The organism is Streptococcus parapneumoniae, assembly GCF_037076355.1.
In the GTDB taxonomy this organism is placed as follows: domain Bacteria; phylum Bacillota; class Bacilli; order Lactobacillales; family Streptococcaceae; genus Streptococcus; species Streptococcus parapneumoniae.
Genome location: NZ_AP026968.1, coordinates 1 through 14,733, shown reverse-complemented (window position 1 = coordinate 14,733; position 14,733 = coordinate 1). Strand labels below are relative to the sequence as shown.

The 14,733-nt window shown below is 37.9% G+C and carries 20 protein-coding genes and 1 pseudogene; 16 read left to right on the top strand and 5 right to left on the bottom strand.

Annotated elements, in window-relative coordinates:
* Positions 1-123 precede the first annotated feature (123 nt).
* Positions 124-978 carry a DNA damage-inducible protein D gene (gene dinD, locus SP4011_RS00105; RefSeq protein WP_020902143.1) on the bottom strand — a complete coding sequence of 285 codons (855 nt, stop codon included), beginning with the start codon at positions 976-978 and terminating at the stop codon, positions 124-126.
* Positions 979-1,127: 149 nt separating this feature from the next.
* Complete coding sequence (locus SP4011_RS00100; RefSeq protein ID WP_001107589.1) at positions 1,128-1,841, bottom strand: helix-turn-helix domain-containing protein; 714 nt, start codon at positions 1,839-1,841, stop codon at positions 1,128-1,130.
* A gap of 152 nt (positions 1,842-1,993) precedes the next feature.
* On the opposite strand from SP4011_RS00100, the gene SP4011_RS00095 reads away from it, so the two are divergent.
* The 16 genes and pseudogenes from SP4011_RS00095 to SP4011_RS00020 all read left to right on the top strand — a co-directional run bounded on the left by SP4011_RS00095 (position 1,994) and on the right by SP4011_RS00020 (position 11,288).
* The gene (locus SP4011_RS00095; RefSeq protein WP_000090006.1) at positions 1,994-2,224 is read left to right on the top strand and encodes a helix-turn-helix domain-containing protein; all 231 of its coding nucleotides are present in this window, start codon (positions 1,994-1,996) and stop codon (positions 2,222-2,224) included.
* A gap of 15 nt (positions 2,225-2,239) precedes the next feature.
* A complete protein-coding gene (locus SP4011_RS00090; RefSeq protein ID WP_338619395.1) occupies positions 2,240-2,866 on the top strand; it encodes a Rha family transcriptional regulator in 627 nt (208 codons plus the stop codon).
* A gap of 370 nt (positions 2,867-3,236) precedes the next feature.
* Positions 3,237-3,689, top strand: coding sequence for a hypothetical protein (locus SP4011_RS00085; RefSeq protein WP_000393196.1), 453 nt, complete (start codon positions 3,237-3,239; stop codon positions 3,687-3,689).
* A complete protein-coding gene (locus tag SP4011_RS00080) occupies positions 3,686-3,886 on the top strand; it encodes a hypothetical protein (RefSeq protein WP_338619394.1) in 201 nt (66 codons plus the stop codon). Before SP4011_RS00085 ends, SP4011_RS00080 begins: the two co-directional genes overlap by 4 nt.
* A gap of 1 nt (position 3,887) precedes the next feature.
* Entirely contained in the window at positions 3,888-4,103 is a 216-nt protein-coding gene (locus SP4011_RS00075; RefSeq protein ID WP_338619393.1) for a hypothetical protein, read from the top strand.
* The gene (locus SP4011_RS00070) at positions 4,100-4,393 is read left to right on the top strand and encodes a hypothetical protein (protein ID WP_338619392.1); all 294 of its coding nucleotides are present in this window, start codon (positions 4,100-4,102) and stop codon (positions 4,391-4,393) included. The genes SP4011_RS00075 and SP4011_RS00070 overlap by 4 nt, the downstream gene beginning before the upstream one ends.
* A complete protein-coding gene (locus SP4011_RS00065; protein WP_000058833.1) occupies positions 4,374-4,715 on the top strand; it encodes a hypothetical protein in 342 nt (113 codons plus the stop codon). Before SP4011_RS00070 ends, SP4011_RS00065 begins: the two co-directional genes overlap by 20 nt.
* Positions 4,708-4,983 carry a hypothetical protein gene (locus SP4011_RS00060; RefSeq protein WP_000492141.1) on the top strand — a complete coding sequence of 92 codons (276 nt, stop codon included), beginning with the start codon at positions 4,708-4,710 and terminating at the stop codon, positions 4,981-4,983. The genes SP4011_RS00065 and SP4011_RS00060 overlap by 8 nt, the downstream gene beginning before the upstream one ends.
* A 140-nt stretch (positions 4,984-5,123) precedes the next feature.
* Positions 5,124-5,770 (top strand): annotated as a pseudogene (locus SP4011_RS00055) (primase alpha helix C-terminal domain-containing protein).
* 52 nt (positions 5,771-5,822) lie between these two features.
* Positions 5,823-7,292, top strand: coding sequence for a phage/plasmid primase, P4 family (locus tag SP4011_RS00050; RefSeq protein WP_338619390.1), 1,470 nt, complete (start codon positions 5,823-5,825; stop codon positions 7,290-7,292).
* A gap of 513 nt (positions 7,293-7,805) precedes the next feature.
* Positions 7,806-7,979 (top strand): sporulation protein Cse60, encoded by a 174-nt coding sequence (locus tag SP4011_RS00045; protein WP_338619388.1) that lies wholly within the window; start codon positions 7,806-7,808, stop codon positions 7,977-7,979.
* An 18-nt stretch (positions 7,980-7,997) separates the two neighbouring features.
* A complete protein-coding gene (locus SP4011_RS00040; protein WP_166730635.1) occupies positions 7,998-8,528 on the top strand; it encodes a hypothetical protein in 531 nt (176 codons plus the stop codon).
* Between the two features lie 70 nt (positions 8,529-8,598).
* Positions 8,599-9,102, top strand: coding sequence for a hypothetical protein (locus SP4011_RS00035; protein ID WP_338619386.1), 504 nt, complete (start codon positions 8,599-8,601; stop codon positions 9,100-9,102).
* Between the two features lie 520 nt (positions 9,103-9,622).
* Positions 9,623-9,937 carry a hypothetical protein gene (locus SP4011_RS00030; RefSeq protein ID WP_173225118.1) on the top strand — a complete coding sequence of 105 codons (315 nt, stop codon included), beginning with the start codon at positions 9,623-9,625 and terminating at the stop codon, positions 9,935-9,937.
* Positions 9,938-10,713: 776 nt separating this feature from the next.
* Positions 10,714-11,106: a transcriptional regulator gene (locus SP4011_RS00025; RefSeq protein ID WP_000417880.1), complete on the top strand. Its 393-nt coding sequence runs from the start codon at positions 10,714-10,716 to the stop codon at positions 11,104-11,106.
* 53 nt (positions 11,107-11,159) lie between these two features.
* A complete protein-coding gene (locus tag SP4011_RS00020; protein ID WP_338619381.1) occupies positions 11,160-11,288 on the top strand; it encodes a hypothetical protein in 129 nt (42 codons plus the stop codon).
* Between the two features lie 429 nt (positions 11,289-11,717).
* Here the strand turns inward: SP4011_RS00020 and SP4011_RS00015 are convergent, their stop codons facing one another.
* The 3 genes from SP4011_RS00015 to dnaA form a co-directional block, all read right to left on the bottom strand.
* Positions 11,718-11,912, bottom strand: a complete 195-nt coding sequence (locus SP4011_RS00015) for a DUF951 domain-containing protein (RefSeq protein WP_000285186.1) — start codon at positions 11,910-11,912, stop codon at positions 11,718-11,720.
* Positions 11,913-11,976: 64 nt separating this feature from the next.
* Entirely contained in the window at positions 11,977-13,113 is a 1,137-nt protein-coding gene (dnaN, locus tag SP4011_RS00010; RefSeq protein WP_049511374.1) for a DNA polymerase III subunit beta, read from the bottom strand.
* A 158-nt stretch (positions 13,114-13,271) separates the two neighbouring features.
* A complete protein-coding gene (dnaA, locus tag SP4011_RS00005) occupies positions 13,272-14,633 on the bottom strand; it encodes a chromosomal replication initiator protein DnaA (RefSeq protein WP_050242855.1) in 1,362 nt (453 codons plus the stop codon).
* Positions 14,634-14,733: the final 100 nt, after the last annotated feature.

The window sequence follows — 14,733 nt, the reverse complement described above, 5'->3', positions numbered from 1 at the left end:
CAAAAAGGTTTTATATCATGCTAGGGGCTACGAGAACCCCCTTATTTTCGTTTTTAAGTAGTCAGACGGTAAATAATACCAGAGTAGGAAACAAGGCGGATATGGGGCTAATATTGCCCGCTATTACATATCGTCAAAGAGCGAAAGTTGGTTATTATCGGCTTGTTTTTCAAGTTCTTTCTGTTTATTTTTCAACTCTTGTATACTTTCCCGAGGAGTAGGAAGATTCTCCGGCATGGTTGTTCCGAGTTCTTTCATGGTATTTCTAATGGTTCGCCCTACGTTGAAATGGGTATCATTTGCGAGATCTTCGCCTTTTATGTTTCTACGTCGTAGAACTTCGTCGGTCTGAGTGGCACGGAATAAATTAGCAGCTAATTCAGCACTCCCCATAAAATCCAGAATATGCTCCCCTTCGTTTAGTTCTTTGAGGTTATGAATATCCTGCATAGTTAACCCACCATATAACCCCTTGTATCCTGAGTTGTGAAATCTTCCAAAGTTTTTAACGCCAGCATTGCCAGCAGATTCAGATAATGATTTATTGTGATGTTTTATTTCATCACGGATAGCAAGGCGTTTCTGTTCTTCGGTAAGATTGTCAAAGTTTTCTTGTAGCTCTTGTTGACGAGTTTTCAACGCGAAATAGGTTTGGCCAAGTGCTATAACTTCTTTTCGTGGGTCGCCATTTTGGACAATAAGGTAACAAGCGTAACGGGTAAGTTTAAAATCTTTGATATCTCTTGTTGTATTATAACCGTTTGAAATTGACTTGTTGACGTCAACAAAATGCTCTACAATGGGGTTTTTAGCGGTATCACAAGCTATCTTTGCCTTATCAATTACTAGAAGAAAGTTTCTCCATTCTGTATACTCAAGGGTCTTTTGTAAGTCCCGAGCATACCAAAATTCTACTCCATTTTCGTCTATGTGTTTGATATTTTCAAAAGTTAATTCATCGTACTGTTGGAGTTCCATAATAAGGTATCCTTTCTAAAATATTGTAAGTGGTTGACATTTGTTGATATCAACAAAATTAGTAGATATGGGGCTTATATAGGCTTGAAGCTCGAACGAAGCTCGAAAATCCACGCGCTTCAGGATTGTTGGACATTGTGGCGCGTGGGTTAGTCTATACCCCAAAGTAACGCAAAATCATCTAGATTTTCTTTATCTTTCTTAGCTTCTTGAAGAGCTAAAGACTTAATTTCTTCAAATAGATTTTCAAACTTTTTATATAATTTGTTGTAATATTCTTGGTTGAATTCCTTATCTTCAAAAACTATGTAGAATTCACTACTTGTTTTTTGAAATACAATATCTAGCCAGAATAGGATATTACTTGTCTTTAGCGCAAGGGCATTTAAAACTTCATAGTTGTCTTTGGGATTGTATTCATTTAATGATTCAGTGATAGTAGTGAGAAACTCTTCAGGACTGATTGGGAAATTTTTACTCTTTGCTAGTTCAATTATTTCCTTGTCCCTTTTTTCTCTCTCTTTTACTTTCTGAAAAATTTTATCTTTTGAAACATTTTTTACGAGGTATTTTTCTTCGTCTAATTGTTTATCTAACATATATAAAAATTCTTTGTAAACATCTTTGTCAGAAAAGCGAGGGTCAAGATCAGATTTTTTCACTCCCAAATAATCAGCAAGTTTTTGAAGATTGCCAGATGTTGGCATTGATCTACCTTTTACATAACCAGTTATTGTACTTTTAGGAATTTCTAAAGCATTATGCAGGTCTATCTGTCTGATACCTTTTTCTTTCATAACACGGTTAAGATTATTAGAGAAATATTCTCTATTCTTTAAATCCTGAGGGCTATTTTTTGCCATTGTTAAAAACTCCCTTACTTTAATTCTACAACCTGATTATAACACAAAAAAGACAAAGTACGAAAAAAATAAAATTTTTCAACAACAACGTTGACAAAGTACGAAAAAAATAGTACTATGATTTTATCAATCTTGAAAGGAGCTATAAGAATATGGCACAATGGACGCTAAGAGCGTGTCGAGTAAATGCAGGTTTTACTTTGCGCCAAGTGGCTAAGAAGGTCAATAAGAATTTTCAGACTATCTCAAAGTACGAAAAAGATAGTACGCTAATCCCTTTTGAGCTACTTAAAGAGTTATCGGAATTGTATCAGGTAAAACTGGACGATATTTTTTTAGGAGATAGTACGAAAAAAATAGAACTAAATCAAAAGGAAATCTAAGAAAGGAGCAAACTAATGGAACTAGTCTACATGGACGGCAAGAAAGAGCCGTACACATTAAGCAGTATTGTTGCAGAATACACGGGATTGCAACATCACACAATAACCAAGACGATCCGCAAGCATCAAGCAAGGTTTGAACAGTTCGGAAAGGTTGGATTTAAAATCCAAGCTATGGAAAGTGGCCAGAATACCAAGGACTATATTTTGAACGAACAACAAGCGACCTTGTTAGTTACATTCTTAAAGAACACCGAGCAAGTGGCCAACTTCAAAACCAACCTAGTCAAAGCATTTTTTGAAATGCGTGAGGAACTTTCTAAGTTTCGTATGCAGAGGGCGCTAGAAAAGCCAAAAAGAAAAACACTGCATGACAGTATTGAGAACTGGGAACAAGCACCCAAGCACGCGCATAGCACCATGAACAACTTGCTACTGAAGGCAGTAACCGACAGGAACGCTAAGCAGTTAAGGGAAGAACGTGGGGGCTATAATGGCATTGATAGCTTGACAAGTGACGAGCTGGAGCAATATCAAGCCTTTGAGGATATGGTAATAGCCATGATTGGCTTGAATATGAGTTATCAGGAAATCAAGGCTATGGCATTCAGAAATAAAAAAACACGCCAAAGAAGCGCGTGAGAGCAACAAAAAAGGCTTAGCAATAACCACACCGCAGAGCCTTTCACACTAACACTAAAACGAATTTAACAAAGCAGGCAAGCTATTATCAAAGAGGTTTTAGTAAAGATTTATACCTAGATTATAGCATATTTAGGGCAATTTGACCATACGGAGAGCGCCAACTCTTAAAACTGGTACTTTCTCACGCTTTCAATTTGGCGACTCTGAGCGTGAGGAACTTCATTGCAAGAAAAACTGTATAAGAAACAACCATTCAAAATCCCCACACTCGCCATCGCCCAACTTTGAGTGTGAGGATATCCTGGATAGTAAAAGGTATTAAAAGCTCTTAGGGCAATTACACAACATAGAAACAGAGGTAATAAACATGGAAGAAACAACATACGAGAATTTGACTAGACGTATAGACAGAATTAGCGCAGAAATGCTAGAAATTAGCGAAAAAAATGATCTATTCGGACTTTCTTTGTTGGCAAATCAGATAAAGTCTATCAAAGAAGATTTACACCGCTTACTTTGGATTGAACTTCCTGAATTGAATGACAGCCATAAAATCGAAGCACTCTCTAAAAGAACTACGGGAATGTTTTTCAACCCTGGTATTTTTGAAATGGACGCTATGCGACAAGCATTCTTTAAACGCCAAGCTAAGCACTTTTTTGACAATGAAGCAGAGCAACAGGCGTATATAGAACATGCTGAAAAGGAGTATTTAGAGGCTACTATAACCTTAAAAGATATTCTTTTTAACTCTAAAAAAGGAACTCAAAAAGCAAATAAAAGTTGTCTTATAGAGAAGTTTGAGGAGGCAATGCAATGACACTATACCTAAACAATATGACACAATCAGAATTTGATGAAGTAATGGCTGAAATCAAGTCAGAACGCCCCAGCGTCTTTCAGTTTATTGCTGATTTTTTAGATAGAAAGGTAACACCCGAAGAGGTGGATGAGTTTTTGAAGATGGAGCGAACTGATCAAGTGGACTATATCAAGAATTACAAAGCGAGGGCATGACATGAATGAATTAGATTTGACCAATACACAGGCGGTAATCTGTATGGTGGTATTGATTGGCTTATTGCTTTATTTAAACCACCGAGACCGCAAAAAAAGCGCCCAAATTGAGCGAGAAAACCAACAGACGATAGAAACACCTAGCGAGGATTTAAACCCTGATTATGGGCGATATATCCAGCTTGCAGGGGTAAGAGTTTACGGAGGGATGAAATGAGTTACATAGTGAAGATATACCTTGATAGTGAAAAAATACCAGATGAACCTTATTTTACTAAAGAGATTTTTCTAGCTACGTGTATGGACAATGCAACAAAGTTAGCTGTAACTATGGGCTTGTTGACAAAACAAACGTTGGATTTAGAGACTAAGACAGCTATTTTGAAAACCCTTGATACAATCATAGAAACTCAAAAAGATATTTTGCGAGGGGTAGCGAGCGGACAAATAACCTTTTTGAATAAAAGCAAAGGAGAGGAGGAACTGAATGAGCCTATCGGAGAATGATAAGCGAGTCTTAAGACTAATAAAAGTGGGGGCTGAGAACTCCATAACAGGGGCAGAAATCAGCCTGATCACTAAGCTAGCAGAAAGAACCGTGCAAGATATTATCAGCCGTCTAATCACGCGCCATAGCGTTCCTATTGTTGGGGTTCGCCATGGGACATTTAGAGGATATTTTATCCCAGCTAACAAAGAGGAGCTACTGGACGGAGCAAAAACATTTTACAATCAGATACGAGAAGAAGAAAAGCGCCTAGCGGTGTTGATGAACAGCGACCTAGAAAGCTACAAAGAAACCTTGAAGGAGGTGGGCGGATATGTTTAGCCTAAGCCGAGAAAGCGAGCAAGACCTAGCGCATGGCATTCTGGAAGTAGTGGAAAGATACCTGGAAGCGCGTGATACAGTCAAACCACGATTGACAGGTTTAATCTCGGCCCAGGAAGTCATGGGCGAGTTAGATATAAAATATCTGACACTCCAAAAGTGGGAAAAAGCAGGGCTAAGGCGATACCATCCACCGCTTGAAGATACAAGAAAGGTTTATTATAAAATAACTGACATCTGGAAGTTTCTGGGGGTAGAAAATGGGTAGATATAACATACACCCAGCACAAGGCGGAGGTCATTATCATGACATTAAATTGTATAAGCACCGTGGCAGATCTTTGGAACAGTTCCAAGAACAAAAGCTACTGAAGAAGTTAAAAAAGAAACGCAAAAAGGGGCGGTAGTATGACAATTTATGAGGCTAAAGGCTTTCAGAGTAATCTTGTCTATCCATTTGATAAGATTGAGCCATTCCAGTATATTGAACGATTCAAGCCCTTAGTAGTTCCTGAAGGGGCAAACATTGAAGAATTTAAACGTACACAAGCGCCTTACTGTATCAGTGGGAAAGTGACGCCAGAAAAGCATGGCAGTTACAAGCGAAACAACTCCAGTCTAATCTATCGGGATTTGATTTTCCTTGATTATGATGATATACAGGGGACGACTGAGGGCTACCAGTAACAACAGGCGACCCAGCAAGTTATCAAAAGATTGTGGAGCATGGACTTGATTATCCAGTCCCCAAGGTTGAACCAAGAGCGAAGCAAGAAACTACTGAGCGTTACAAGCCTAGAGCAAGTGGCCAGAGGTCAATGACTATGAGGATCATTGACACGCTTTTCAACGGATTTGGAGACGAGGGAGGGCGTAACGTGGCAGTGACACGATTTGTAGGCTTACTCTTTAATAAGTGGGTTGATTGTGACCTAGAGACAGCCTATGAACTTACAAAGATAGCCAATAGTGTGACAGTTGAACCATTGCCTATTGAGGAGCTAGACCGCACTTTTAGCAGTATAGCACGGGCTGAGTATAGAAAGAGAGGTTAGAACCATAGAACTAGAAGAATTAGCAAACCTAAAAAGTGAAATCATGGAGGTAATGGAGCAAGAACACCCTCCTAGAACGATGAAGGAGCTTGAAAATCGTATCTTTAAAGCTGGAGAAGAATGGCGGGCAGAACATACTGAAACTAAGGTAAATGAGACCACAGGGGACGTTACCGAAAAGGTTGCCATGCCTCAGACATTCACAGTAGCAAAAATACTGAGCGAGATTGTCACATTTACTTTTATCAGCAAGAGCAATATACCTGATTATAGCCTGCTCTATATCTATGATTTAGACGAGGGTATCTATACCGCTAGTAATGATCTATTCAATCTTTTGTGTAAGACCTTTGACGTTAGAATTAAACCCAGAGAGTGGCCACAGATTAAGTTGATGGTTAGAACATTGGCAAAGATACGAAAACCTTTAGAAAGTGCTAACCTTATTCCCGTACAGAACGGCATTATCAACTTAGAAACTAAGGAACTACTCCCCTTTAGTCCTAAGTATGTAATTACAAGTAAGATAAGCACGGCCTACCACGCGCCTAAACGAGTCCCAACAGATAGAGAGGGCAAAACTTTTGATGATTGGCTAAACTCAATCGCTTGTAATGATAGTGAACTGGTAACACTGTTTTGGCAGATTATCCTTGAAGCTATTAACCCTAACCATACCCGAAATAAGTTTGCTATCTTCTACGGGGACGGTAACAATGGTAAAGGGACATTCCAGCGCTTCCTTATCAATCTGATAGGGGAAAGTAATATATCAGCCTTGAAGCCTGCACAGTTCGGAGAAAAGCATAACTTGGAGACCTTGGTAGGTAAGGTTTGTAATATTGGGGATGAAGCGCCAAACGAATACTTAAAAAATCCGTCTGATTTAATGAGTATCACTAGTGGCGATACAGTCCTAGTCAACCCCAAAGGACGCCCAGCGTTTGAAGCAACTTTCAAGCTATTCAATATCTTTTCAGGGAACTATATCCCCAACGGTGGCAACAAGACAAAAGGCTGGTATCGTAGAATTATGATCGTCCCTTTTAATGCTGATTTTAACGGGGAGAAGGAAAAGCCTTGGATAAAAAATGAGTTTTTAGCAAACAAGGAAGTCCTAGAATATGCCCTCTACAAAGCTATCAATCAAGAGCCATTTACTCACTTTATCGAACCTAAAGCAGTTAAAGGACTCCTAGAAGAATACCAAGAGGATAATGACTACTTGCTTTCATGGGTTAAGCATGAATACATGGAAAAAGGTTGGCATGAGCTGGACGTAGTACCTGTCTTTATCGTTACGAGATCACTAAAGCACTATGCCGAAGATATGGGAATATCCAAGCCTAATGTTTACGGGGCTGGTAAAGAAACTATCAAGCACTTACAACAGTTGACACCCAATCGGTATTCTCTAAGAAAGAAAAGAGTTCCTCCAGAAGACTTTGAAAAACTAGAGGCATGGGACGTTGACAAGATAAAAATGCGGACACCTCAACACTCTATTACTAAACAAGAATAAGTGTGACGTTCTTTTTTTGCTGAAACCCTTGATAATACAGCTTTTCTTTGAAAAAGTGTGACGTTGTGTGACGTTCTCAAAAAAGAAGGTCACACCCCTTGAAGCCTTGATATATCTAGCTTTAGGGGAATAGGTGTGACGTTGTGACATTCTTTCCAACTCTTATGTATAGAGAAAAATGCAGTATTTATATATATAGGAACGATAAAACAAAAGAACGTCACAGGGTCACAGGGGTGGTGAAACACCTAGAGCCTCAAGGGTTTGAACGTGTGACGTTCTTTGTCACAGAAGGTCACAGAAGGTCACAGAACACGAAAAATATTACATAATTTACCTTAAAATAAAAAAGAGGAAGTGGAACATGACGGATGTAAAAGAAAGATCAACGAACTAAAAGCAGTACCTGACAAACACTAAAACATTTAAACAAAATGGGGTAGATAGTACCGACCCCCTTGCAATGGTGTAACTACTAGTGACACCCTTAAAAACAGAAAGAGGAAAAACAACATGAAAATTAAACTATTTCATCAGAAATACAAGAAAGCCCTTTGGGAATTGGAAAGCCAGGTAAATGGTTTTATGGCAGGCGTTGAAGTTATTGACGTGAAATATACAGAGGCAACAGTGGGGAATAGTGAGGATATGGATACACTAACCAGTGTGATGGTTCTATACAAATAACAGAACAGGAGAAACAACATGACATTAAAAACATTTTCAGATAAAGCAAAAACATTCACTTTCACTTACTATTTTTGTGATCAGGCGACCGCTCAAGTAGCAGGTCACGCGCTACTGGGATATATGACTGGAACATATTGCCAGCCTGTAATCTCATTGACCTACAAGGATAAGGGAACGCTTGTCGCTGAGTATGTGGAAGATCACAAGCTAAACAAGACTTTCAAGCGTATTTGTGATAGCTTTAAAGACTACCACAAACAACCAGAAGAGGCTGAAGCATTTGAGGAACGTTATAAACGGGAGCGCGTGCTTCAACTCAAAGAGTCAGAGGATTTTGAGAGTTTGCTGGAGAAAGTAACAGACTACGAGCTAGAACTATTAGACTATGCTGATCGCTTGCTTTCTGATAAGCCTATCCCTATGGACTCTATGACTGCTTTTGGTACGTTGGAAATGCTGGGCGATGAAAGTATTAGCCTACTCCAAAAGTTGGACGTAGAGGGCGAATATAAAGGCCTTGCTGGTTATACAGAGCATTTGAAGTAGAACACAGGGGAGCAATCCCCTTTTTGCTATCAAGTCAATAGTTTTGGGTTTTTCCATATAGGGGGAAATAATGAAGCAGTTAGCAATAGAAACAATCACTAAACCAATGAAGCTGAGAGGAATATCTAAGGGTATAGCAGAGTTGGACGGTCAACGTTTAGAGATTGATTTGAATAATTTAATGATTGATTTTGGTGTAGAGTCATTTGAATTAGACAGAATAGCAGGAACTAAGGGAGGTAATCGATATTTCTTTCTTTGCCCTGATTGTGGGAGACGGTGCAGGTTACTTTATAAACGGTATTTATATTTTAGTTGCGGTACTTGTCTAGATATCCACAAGAGTACCCTGAACCGTAGTAAAACGGATTGCCAATACTACTGGGAGCTTGCACTAAAAGAAGCCAGAAAGGTAGAACCAGGGTGGAGTCCTAGACGTGGTAGATATATGTTTGATGGTTTCCCTGAAAGACCAAGGTATATGAAGCGTGACAGGTATCATAAGCACTATAAGAAGTTTTTGAAGTATATTGAAAAAGGGGATAGATTTTGGCTGAATGGTTCGAGATTGTGAGACAATATGAAGTAGTGTGTAATTTACAAAACGAACAAATATTACATATTAGACGGTTTAAATGTTAAAAAAGCTAGATATATCAAGGGTTTAAGTAAGCAGAGCGTTCCAAAAAAAGGGTGAGGTAAGGGTGAGGTTACATATATAAAAAGTACAAGGTTGTGTATTTAAAAATATTAAAAATAGGCTAAGATTAGGCTAAGGTCACATACTTCAAAATAGCAAGGTTTTAGCAAGGTACAGGGCTTTTTTCCAGTGATAGAACCCTAAGATTACCCTAAGGTATAGCTACTTTTTTAGAACCATAGAACGGTAAGGTTTTGGTAAGGTATCGAAGTTTTTCAATGGTGAGGTTTTGGTGAGGTAAGAGCAAAAAATGTAAAGGTTTTGTCAAGGTTGCGTATTTAAAAGCCCCAAGGTTACCACAAGGTAGAGAGGTTTACCGAGGGTTAGAAAAGGTGAGGTTTTTGTGAAGTAGTGGCAAAAAAATACCAAACGAACACCGTAGAAAGGATGCAATATGGAACGTGATAGCCGAGGGAGATTTTTACCAGGCAACCAAGTAGCAAAAGGCAACAGGGGCAACAGAAAGCCAAAATATGGCAATAGCAACGCTTTGAAGCATGGACTGCGTAGAGGATATACTGGACTGTTACCAAGCCGAAAAGGTGGGGTGTCTATATATAAAAATGGTGCATATCTTGGAGCGCTATCAGGCAAGTATTTCCACCATTCTGAAGATGGAGCGCTTTGGGTAGATTATAGTGCTTGTCAGTATTTGATTTCAGCTTGTGGCTTTCCTGAATCTATGTTTAGCGAACCAGAAGAATGGTAAGGGTGTACATACTTGAACTCCGAGCGAACGCCGAGAAAGTGGCCATATCCCCCTATCATTTATCAAGCAGATAAGAGCAATAATAACCCTCCTTAACTCCCTGAGAAACGACAAGCAGATAAGCGGAGTTTTTACCCCTCTTATTTCGGATTTACTCCTTGCAGAATGATAAGCAGATAAGGACGACAATAAGCCTTCTTAATTGCTTACAAAACGATAGGGAGTTAAGACGAATTTAAAAGCTCCTTATTTTCGTTTTTCTCCTTGTCAAACGGTAAGGAAATAAGACAGGAAATAACATCGCTTATTTTGATTTTGCTCCCTGAAAAACTGTAAGGAGATAAGGAGACTTATTAGCTTCCTTAATTTGAATTTTCTCCTTACAAAATGACAGGGAAATAAGAACTAAAATAACTCCCCTTATTTTCCTACCAAATGATAAGGAGATAAGAGCAGTTTAAAAGTCTGTTATTTTGGATTTGTTGCTTACCAAATGATAAGCAGATAAGCAAAGAAATAACTTGCCTTAATTGCTTGCAGAATGACAAGGAAATAAGAGAAATAAAAACATCCCTTAATTGCTTATCAAACCATAAGGAGATATGGGGGCTATCTCCCTCCCCACGCGCTTCTATGAGCTTCACACCGTCATTGTACATTTTTTCTCACGGGAAAGAATTTGAAGCTAGAGCGAACATAGAGAAATAGCAAAAAAAGCCAAGGCGCTCCGCCTCAGCTATAATCTCAATAATATTATATCATGAAGGAGCGAACTAATGGAGCTGGATAAGTTTAAAACGATGATGAACGTCAGAGAGAGGATGACATACTTTCTGAGATTCCAGAGGATGGCAGGGAGTGAAAACCAAGTTAGTATCGATGAAGAGGCTTGGAAACTTGTCTTACCTGATCAGTGGAATTTGAGTGGTGAACATGAAAAAGCAATCCGTGAGGGGTTGGAAATATTCGCCAACGATATCAATAAGATAGAGAACAAGCGAGCCAGAAAATACTTTATTATCCATTATTGCTACATGAGGAAGAAAACAATGAGTGAATGCGTAGAGATGGCAGGTACTAGCTCCACTAGCTACCACCGATACAAACAGATAGCCGTCTTAAACTTTGCGAGAATCCACCAGAACGGAGAGCTAGAAGCATATAAGTAGGCGTTTGTGGTGTTTTGTTGAGAAATGTTGAGATTTAATTGAGGGGGGATGACATGATTGAAGATTTTTTGATTGATTTGGAGAATATCCAATTAGAGGATATGGAGATAGACATCGATTTAAACATAGATTTTGACCTTGATGGTTTAGATTTAACCTTACTACAAGAGTTAGAAGCATAAATGTTGTCAAATGTAGGCGTAGGCTTCATATTCGCCCCCTATTTTGCTTTGTTTCGTACTGGACAACTAAAACACCACGGACAAACTAGAAGCCCTTAGAAACAAATCTGGGGGTTTTTGTGAGGTCATAATCTTATAAACCACGCGCTTCATGGTATAATATACCTATCAGCAACCAGCAATAAAAAAAGCACGTTTGACCGTGCTAGTTTCTTGCCTGCTGAACTCGTCAAATCTTAGCCCTTTTGTGGGGCTTTTTTTGTGTACTTTTTGAGAATTTTTAGGAACTTTTAATGATTTCTAATCAAATGAGATTTTTTAAAAACTCAACAATATCAAGCTTTTGGGCGCTCTAAACAAGTTTAAAAGTGTGTGGATTATAATCTAACACAAAAAGGGATAAAGTGCTAACCCTCTAACTAAGGGTTCTCAGTCAATAATTTTATTCATTTTTCGATCAAAATCATAGCGTCCCATCATGACAACATGGTCACAATTACTGCATTTTATTTTGATATCTGCTCCCACACGTGTAATTTCCCAACGATTAGCTTTTTTTCCTGTTGACTTGATAGTACAAGCATGTGGTTTTTTCATTTCAACAAAATTTCCAACTTGATACATACTACTCTCCTTTTCTTTTTCGATTATATCATAAAAGAGGCGAGCTAAGCTCAACCTCTTTCACTTAATTAGTACGAACTGGTGTAATGAGCTGCATGAAGTCTTCGTCAGTATCTGCTGGCACAAGAGTAAATGGACGAACAGCTGAGATAAAGCTAATGGTCACCTTTTCGCTATTTAAAGCTTTAAGAGAATCAATCAAGTAAGTTGGGTTGAAACTAATGGTCAAATCATCCCCAGTAACCTGGTCAGTATCGATTTCTTCGTTTACTTTACCAACTTCTGGAGAGTGAACATGGGCACTAACAACCCCATCTTTAATTTCAAGTTTCACAGTACCATTTTGAGTCGCACTTGATAAAAGACGAGCACGTTCCATTGACTGGCGTAAGTTTACCACATCAAAAGTAATAGTGGTGTTAAAGTCTGTTGGAATCAAGCGATCTGTGTCAGGATAGTTTCCTTCTAACAAACGTGTGTAGAAACTAATATTTTCACTTCTAAAGAGGATTTGATTGTTAGCAAAGAAAATCTCTACAGTTTCAATATCATCTGTAAATACCGCTGAAAATTCGCGTAGAGAACGGCTAGGGATTACGACATCAAAATCATCACTATTTTTTTCAAGAGTCAATTTTTTCTGGCTTAGACGATGAGAGTCTGTTGCCACTGTTTTTAACTCTTTGTGTTGACTCAATACAAAATGAACACCTGTCAAAATTGGACGACTCTCTTGTGTACTTGCAGCAAAAGCTGTTTCATTGATAATTTTCTTGAGTAATTTTGTTTCAAGAACCAAAGGAGTGCTTGCTGAAATTTCTTGGATTCGTGGGTACTGTTCGCTATCTTTTCCTTTTAGGGTAATTTCTGATTTTCCACTGGTTAAAACAATTTGATTTTGTTCAATTTCTTTAAAATCAAGAGTCACATCAGGTAGACTAGATACTACATTGATAAAGAAAGAAGCTTCAAGAAGAATCGAACCTAAAGAAGTAATTAACAAACCAGCATCTTCATTTTTTTGAGAAATAAAATTTTCAATTGAAATCTGACCATTTGAACCAATTAAAGTAACACCTTCGTTGGTCACGTCAATTTTTACTGTTGATAAAATAGGAATGGCATTTTTAGAACTAATAGCTCTCTTAGTAATATTTAAGGCTTGTAGAAATAAATTTTTATTAATTGAAAAATGAATCATGGATTCTCCTTTATTTATTTTTAATATTAGAAGGATAATAGTAATAATAGAGTCTGTGAAATCTGTGGAAAACAGACTAAAAGTAAGTCATATCAAGTTTTTTAGCTTGTTTAAAAAATGTGGATAAAAAAGATAAAAAAGCGAAAGTTATCCACAAGTTATTTGATTTTCTTTTTGATTGATTCAATTTCTAAACGTAAATTATCGTCTTCATCAATCAAAGATTTAATTTTTGCATGGGCATGAATGACTGTTGTATGATCTTTTCCTCCAAATTCCTTCCCAATTTTTGGAAGACTATTATCTGTCAGTTCTCTAGATAAATACATGGCTACTTGACGGGCTAAAACAATATTTTGAAGGCGTCTGCTTCCTTTCATTTCTTTGATACTAACACCATAAAAGTTACCAACTTCATTTTGGATTTTGTCAATTGGGATGACGAGCATTTGGCTAACATCTTGTTTGCGAGCTCTAATAGCTTCTGCAGCAATATCAATAGTGATATCCTTGATGTTTTTTACTCTGGCAATTAAAGTGATGTCATTGATAGCTCCCTCAAGATCTCGAACATTTGAGTCAAATTGCCCAGCTAGGTATTCTAGAGTATCACTTTGAAAATTGTAGCCTAAATGTTCCGTTTTACTTTGTAAAATGGCAATACGTGTTTCAAAGTCAGGGGGGGTGATAGTTTGTGTCAATCCCCAACTAAAGCGCGTGACAAGCCTCTCCTCGAGCCCTTCTAGATGTTTTGGACTACGATCACTGGTTAGGACAATCTGTTTTTGCTTGTCATGAAGGGCGTTAAAGGTATTGAAAAATTCTTCCTGAGTTGCGACTTTTTTTCCGCTGAGTGACTGGATATCATCGATTAACAAAAGATCAAGACTACGATAGGTCTTTTTAAACTTTTCCATTTCCCCAAGTCTTAGGTGATCAAGAAAGTCATTGATAAAGCTTTCGGCAGGAATATATTTAACACGCGCATTTGGAATATTTTTTAGAATTTCATTTCCAATAGCGTTTAACAGGTGAGTCTTACCAAGCCCAGGTCCTCCATAGATAAAAAGAGGATTATAGGTCAAGGCCAAATCTTCAGAGACAGCCAAAGCGGCTGATACTGCCCAAACATTTCCATCCCCTTGAATAAAATTATCAAAGGTATACTTTTCTTTTAATCCCGTATCCGAATAAGGAATAGATGCTAACTTTGGACTATAGTCATAAAGAGTTGAATTTGTAGCTTCTTCAACTTGTGAGATAGCCGTATCTTGAGGTTTAGTGAAAATATAGTGAGGAGTAATCTCAGCATCATAAATTTCAAATCCAGCAACTACAATAATATCTTTTAGTTGTTTTTCCCAGACCATTTCCATTTCAGATCGTGGTAAAAATATAGTGGCAACATTTTCCTCTACCTTGATGAGTTCAGCTTGAATAGCATAGAAATCATACATGGATCGAGTCAGTCTTTCTTGAGCAAATTCTAATATACGATTCCAAAATTGTTTTTCTTTCAATCCTTTCTCCTCCTTTACTATTTAAAAGTTTAATACTAGACCTATTTTACCATAGATAGTAAGAATTTTCCACAAGCTGTGAAAAATAATCCACAATGTT

Bases quoted from the DNA above. Each gene is read 5' to 3' on its own strand.
- dinD (WP_020902143.1), bottom strand. From the start codon at position 978: ATGGAACTCCAACAGTACGATGAATTAACTTTTGAAAATATCAAACAC.
- SP4011_RS00100 (WP_001107589.1), bottom strand. From the start codon at position 1,841: ATGGCAAAAAATAGCCCTCAGGATTTAAAGAATAGAGAATATTTCTCT.
- SP4011_RS00095 (WP_000090006.1), top strand. From the start codon at position 1,994: ATGGCACAATGGACGCTAAGAGCGTGTCGAGTAAATGCAGGTTTTACT.
- SP4011_RS00090 (WP_338619395.1), top strand. From the start codon at position 2,240: ATGGAACTAGTCTACATGGACGGCAAGAAAGAGCCGTACACATTAAGC.
- SP4011_RS00085 (WP_000393196.1), top strand. From the start codon at position 3,237: ATGGAAGAAACAACATACGAGAATTTGACTAGACGTATAGACAGAATT.
- SP4011_RS00080 (WP_338619394.1), top strand. From the start codon at position 3,686: ATGACACTATACCTAAACAATATGACACAATCAGAATTTGATGAAGTA.
- SP4011_RS00075 (WP_338619393.1), top strand. From the start codon at position 3,888: ATGAATGAATTAGATTTGACCAATACACAGGCGGTAATCTGTATGGTG.
- SP4011_RS00070 (WP_338619392.1), top strand. From the start codon at position 4,100: ATGAGTTACATAGTGAAGATATACCTTGATAGTGAAAAAATACCAGAT.
- SP4011_RS00065 (WP_000058833.1), top strand. From the start codon at position 4,374: ATGAGCCTATCGGAGAATGATAAGCGAGTCTTAAGACTAATAAAAGTG.
- SP4011_RS00060 (WP_000492141.1), top strand. From the start codon at position 4,708: ATGTTTAGCCTAAGCCGAGAAAGCGAGCAAGACCTAGCGCATGGCATT.
- SP4011_RS00050 (WP_338619390.1), top strand. From the start codon at position 5,823: ATGGAGCAAGAACACCCTCCTAGAACGATGAAGGAGCTTGAAAATCGT.
- SP4011_RS00045 (WP_338619388.1), top strand. From the start codon at position 7,806: ATGAAAATTAAACTATTTCATCAGAAATACAAGAAAGCCCTTTGGGAA.
- SP4011_RS00040 (WP_166730635.1), top strand. From the start codon at position 7,998: ATGACATTAAAAACATTTTCAGATAAAGCAAAAACATTCACTTTCACT.
- SP4011_RS00035 (WP_338619386.1), top strand. From the start codon at position 8,599: ATGAAGCAGTTAGCAATAGAAACAATCACTAAACCAATGAAGCTGAGA.
- SP4011_RS00030 (WP_173225118.1), top strand. From the start codon at position 9,623: ATGGAACGTGATAGCCGAGGGAGATTTTTACCAGGCAACCAAGTAGCA.
- SP4011_RS00025 (WP_000417880.1), top strand. From the start codon at position 10,714: ATGGAGCTGGATAAGTTTAAAACGATGATGAACGTCAGAGAGAGGATG.
- SP4011_RS00020 (WP_338619381.1), top strand. From the start codon at position 11,160: ATGATTGAAGATTTTTTGATTGATTTGGAGAATATCCAATTAGAGGAT.
- SP4011_RS00015 (WP_000285186.1), bottom strand. From the start codon at position 11,912: ATGTATCAAGTTGGAAATTTTGTTGAAATGAAAAAACCACATGCTTGT.
- dnaN (WP_049511374.1), bottom strand. From the start codon at position 13,113: ATGATTCATTTTTCAATTAATAAAAATTTATTTCTACAAGCCTTAAAT.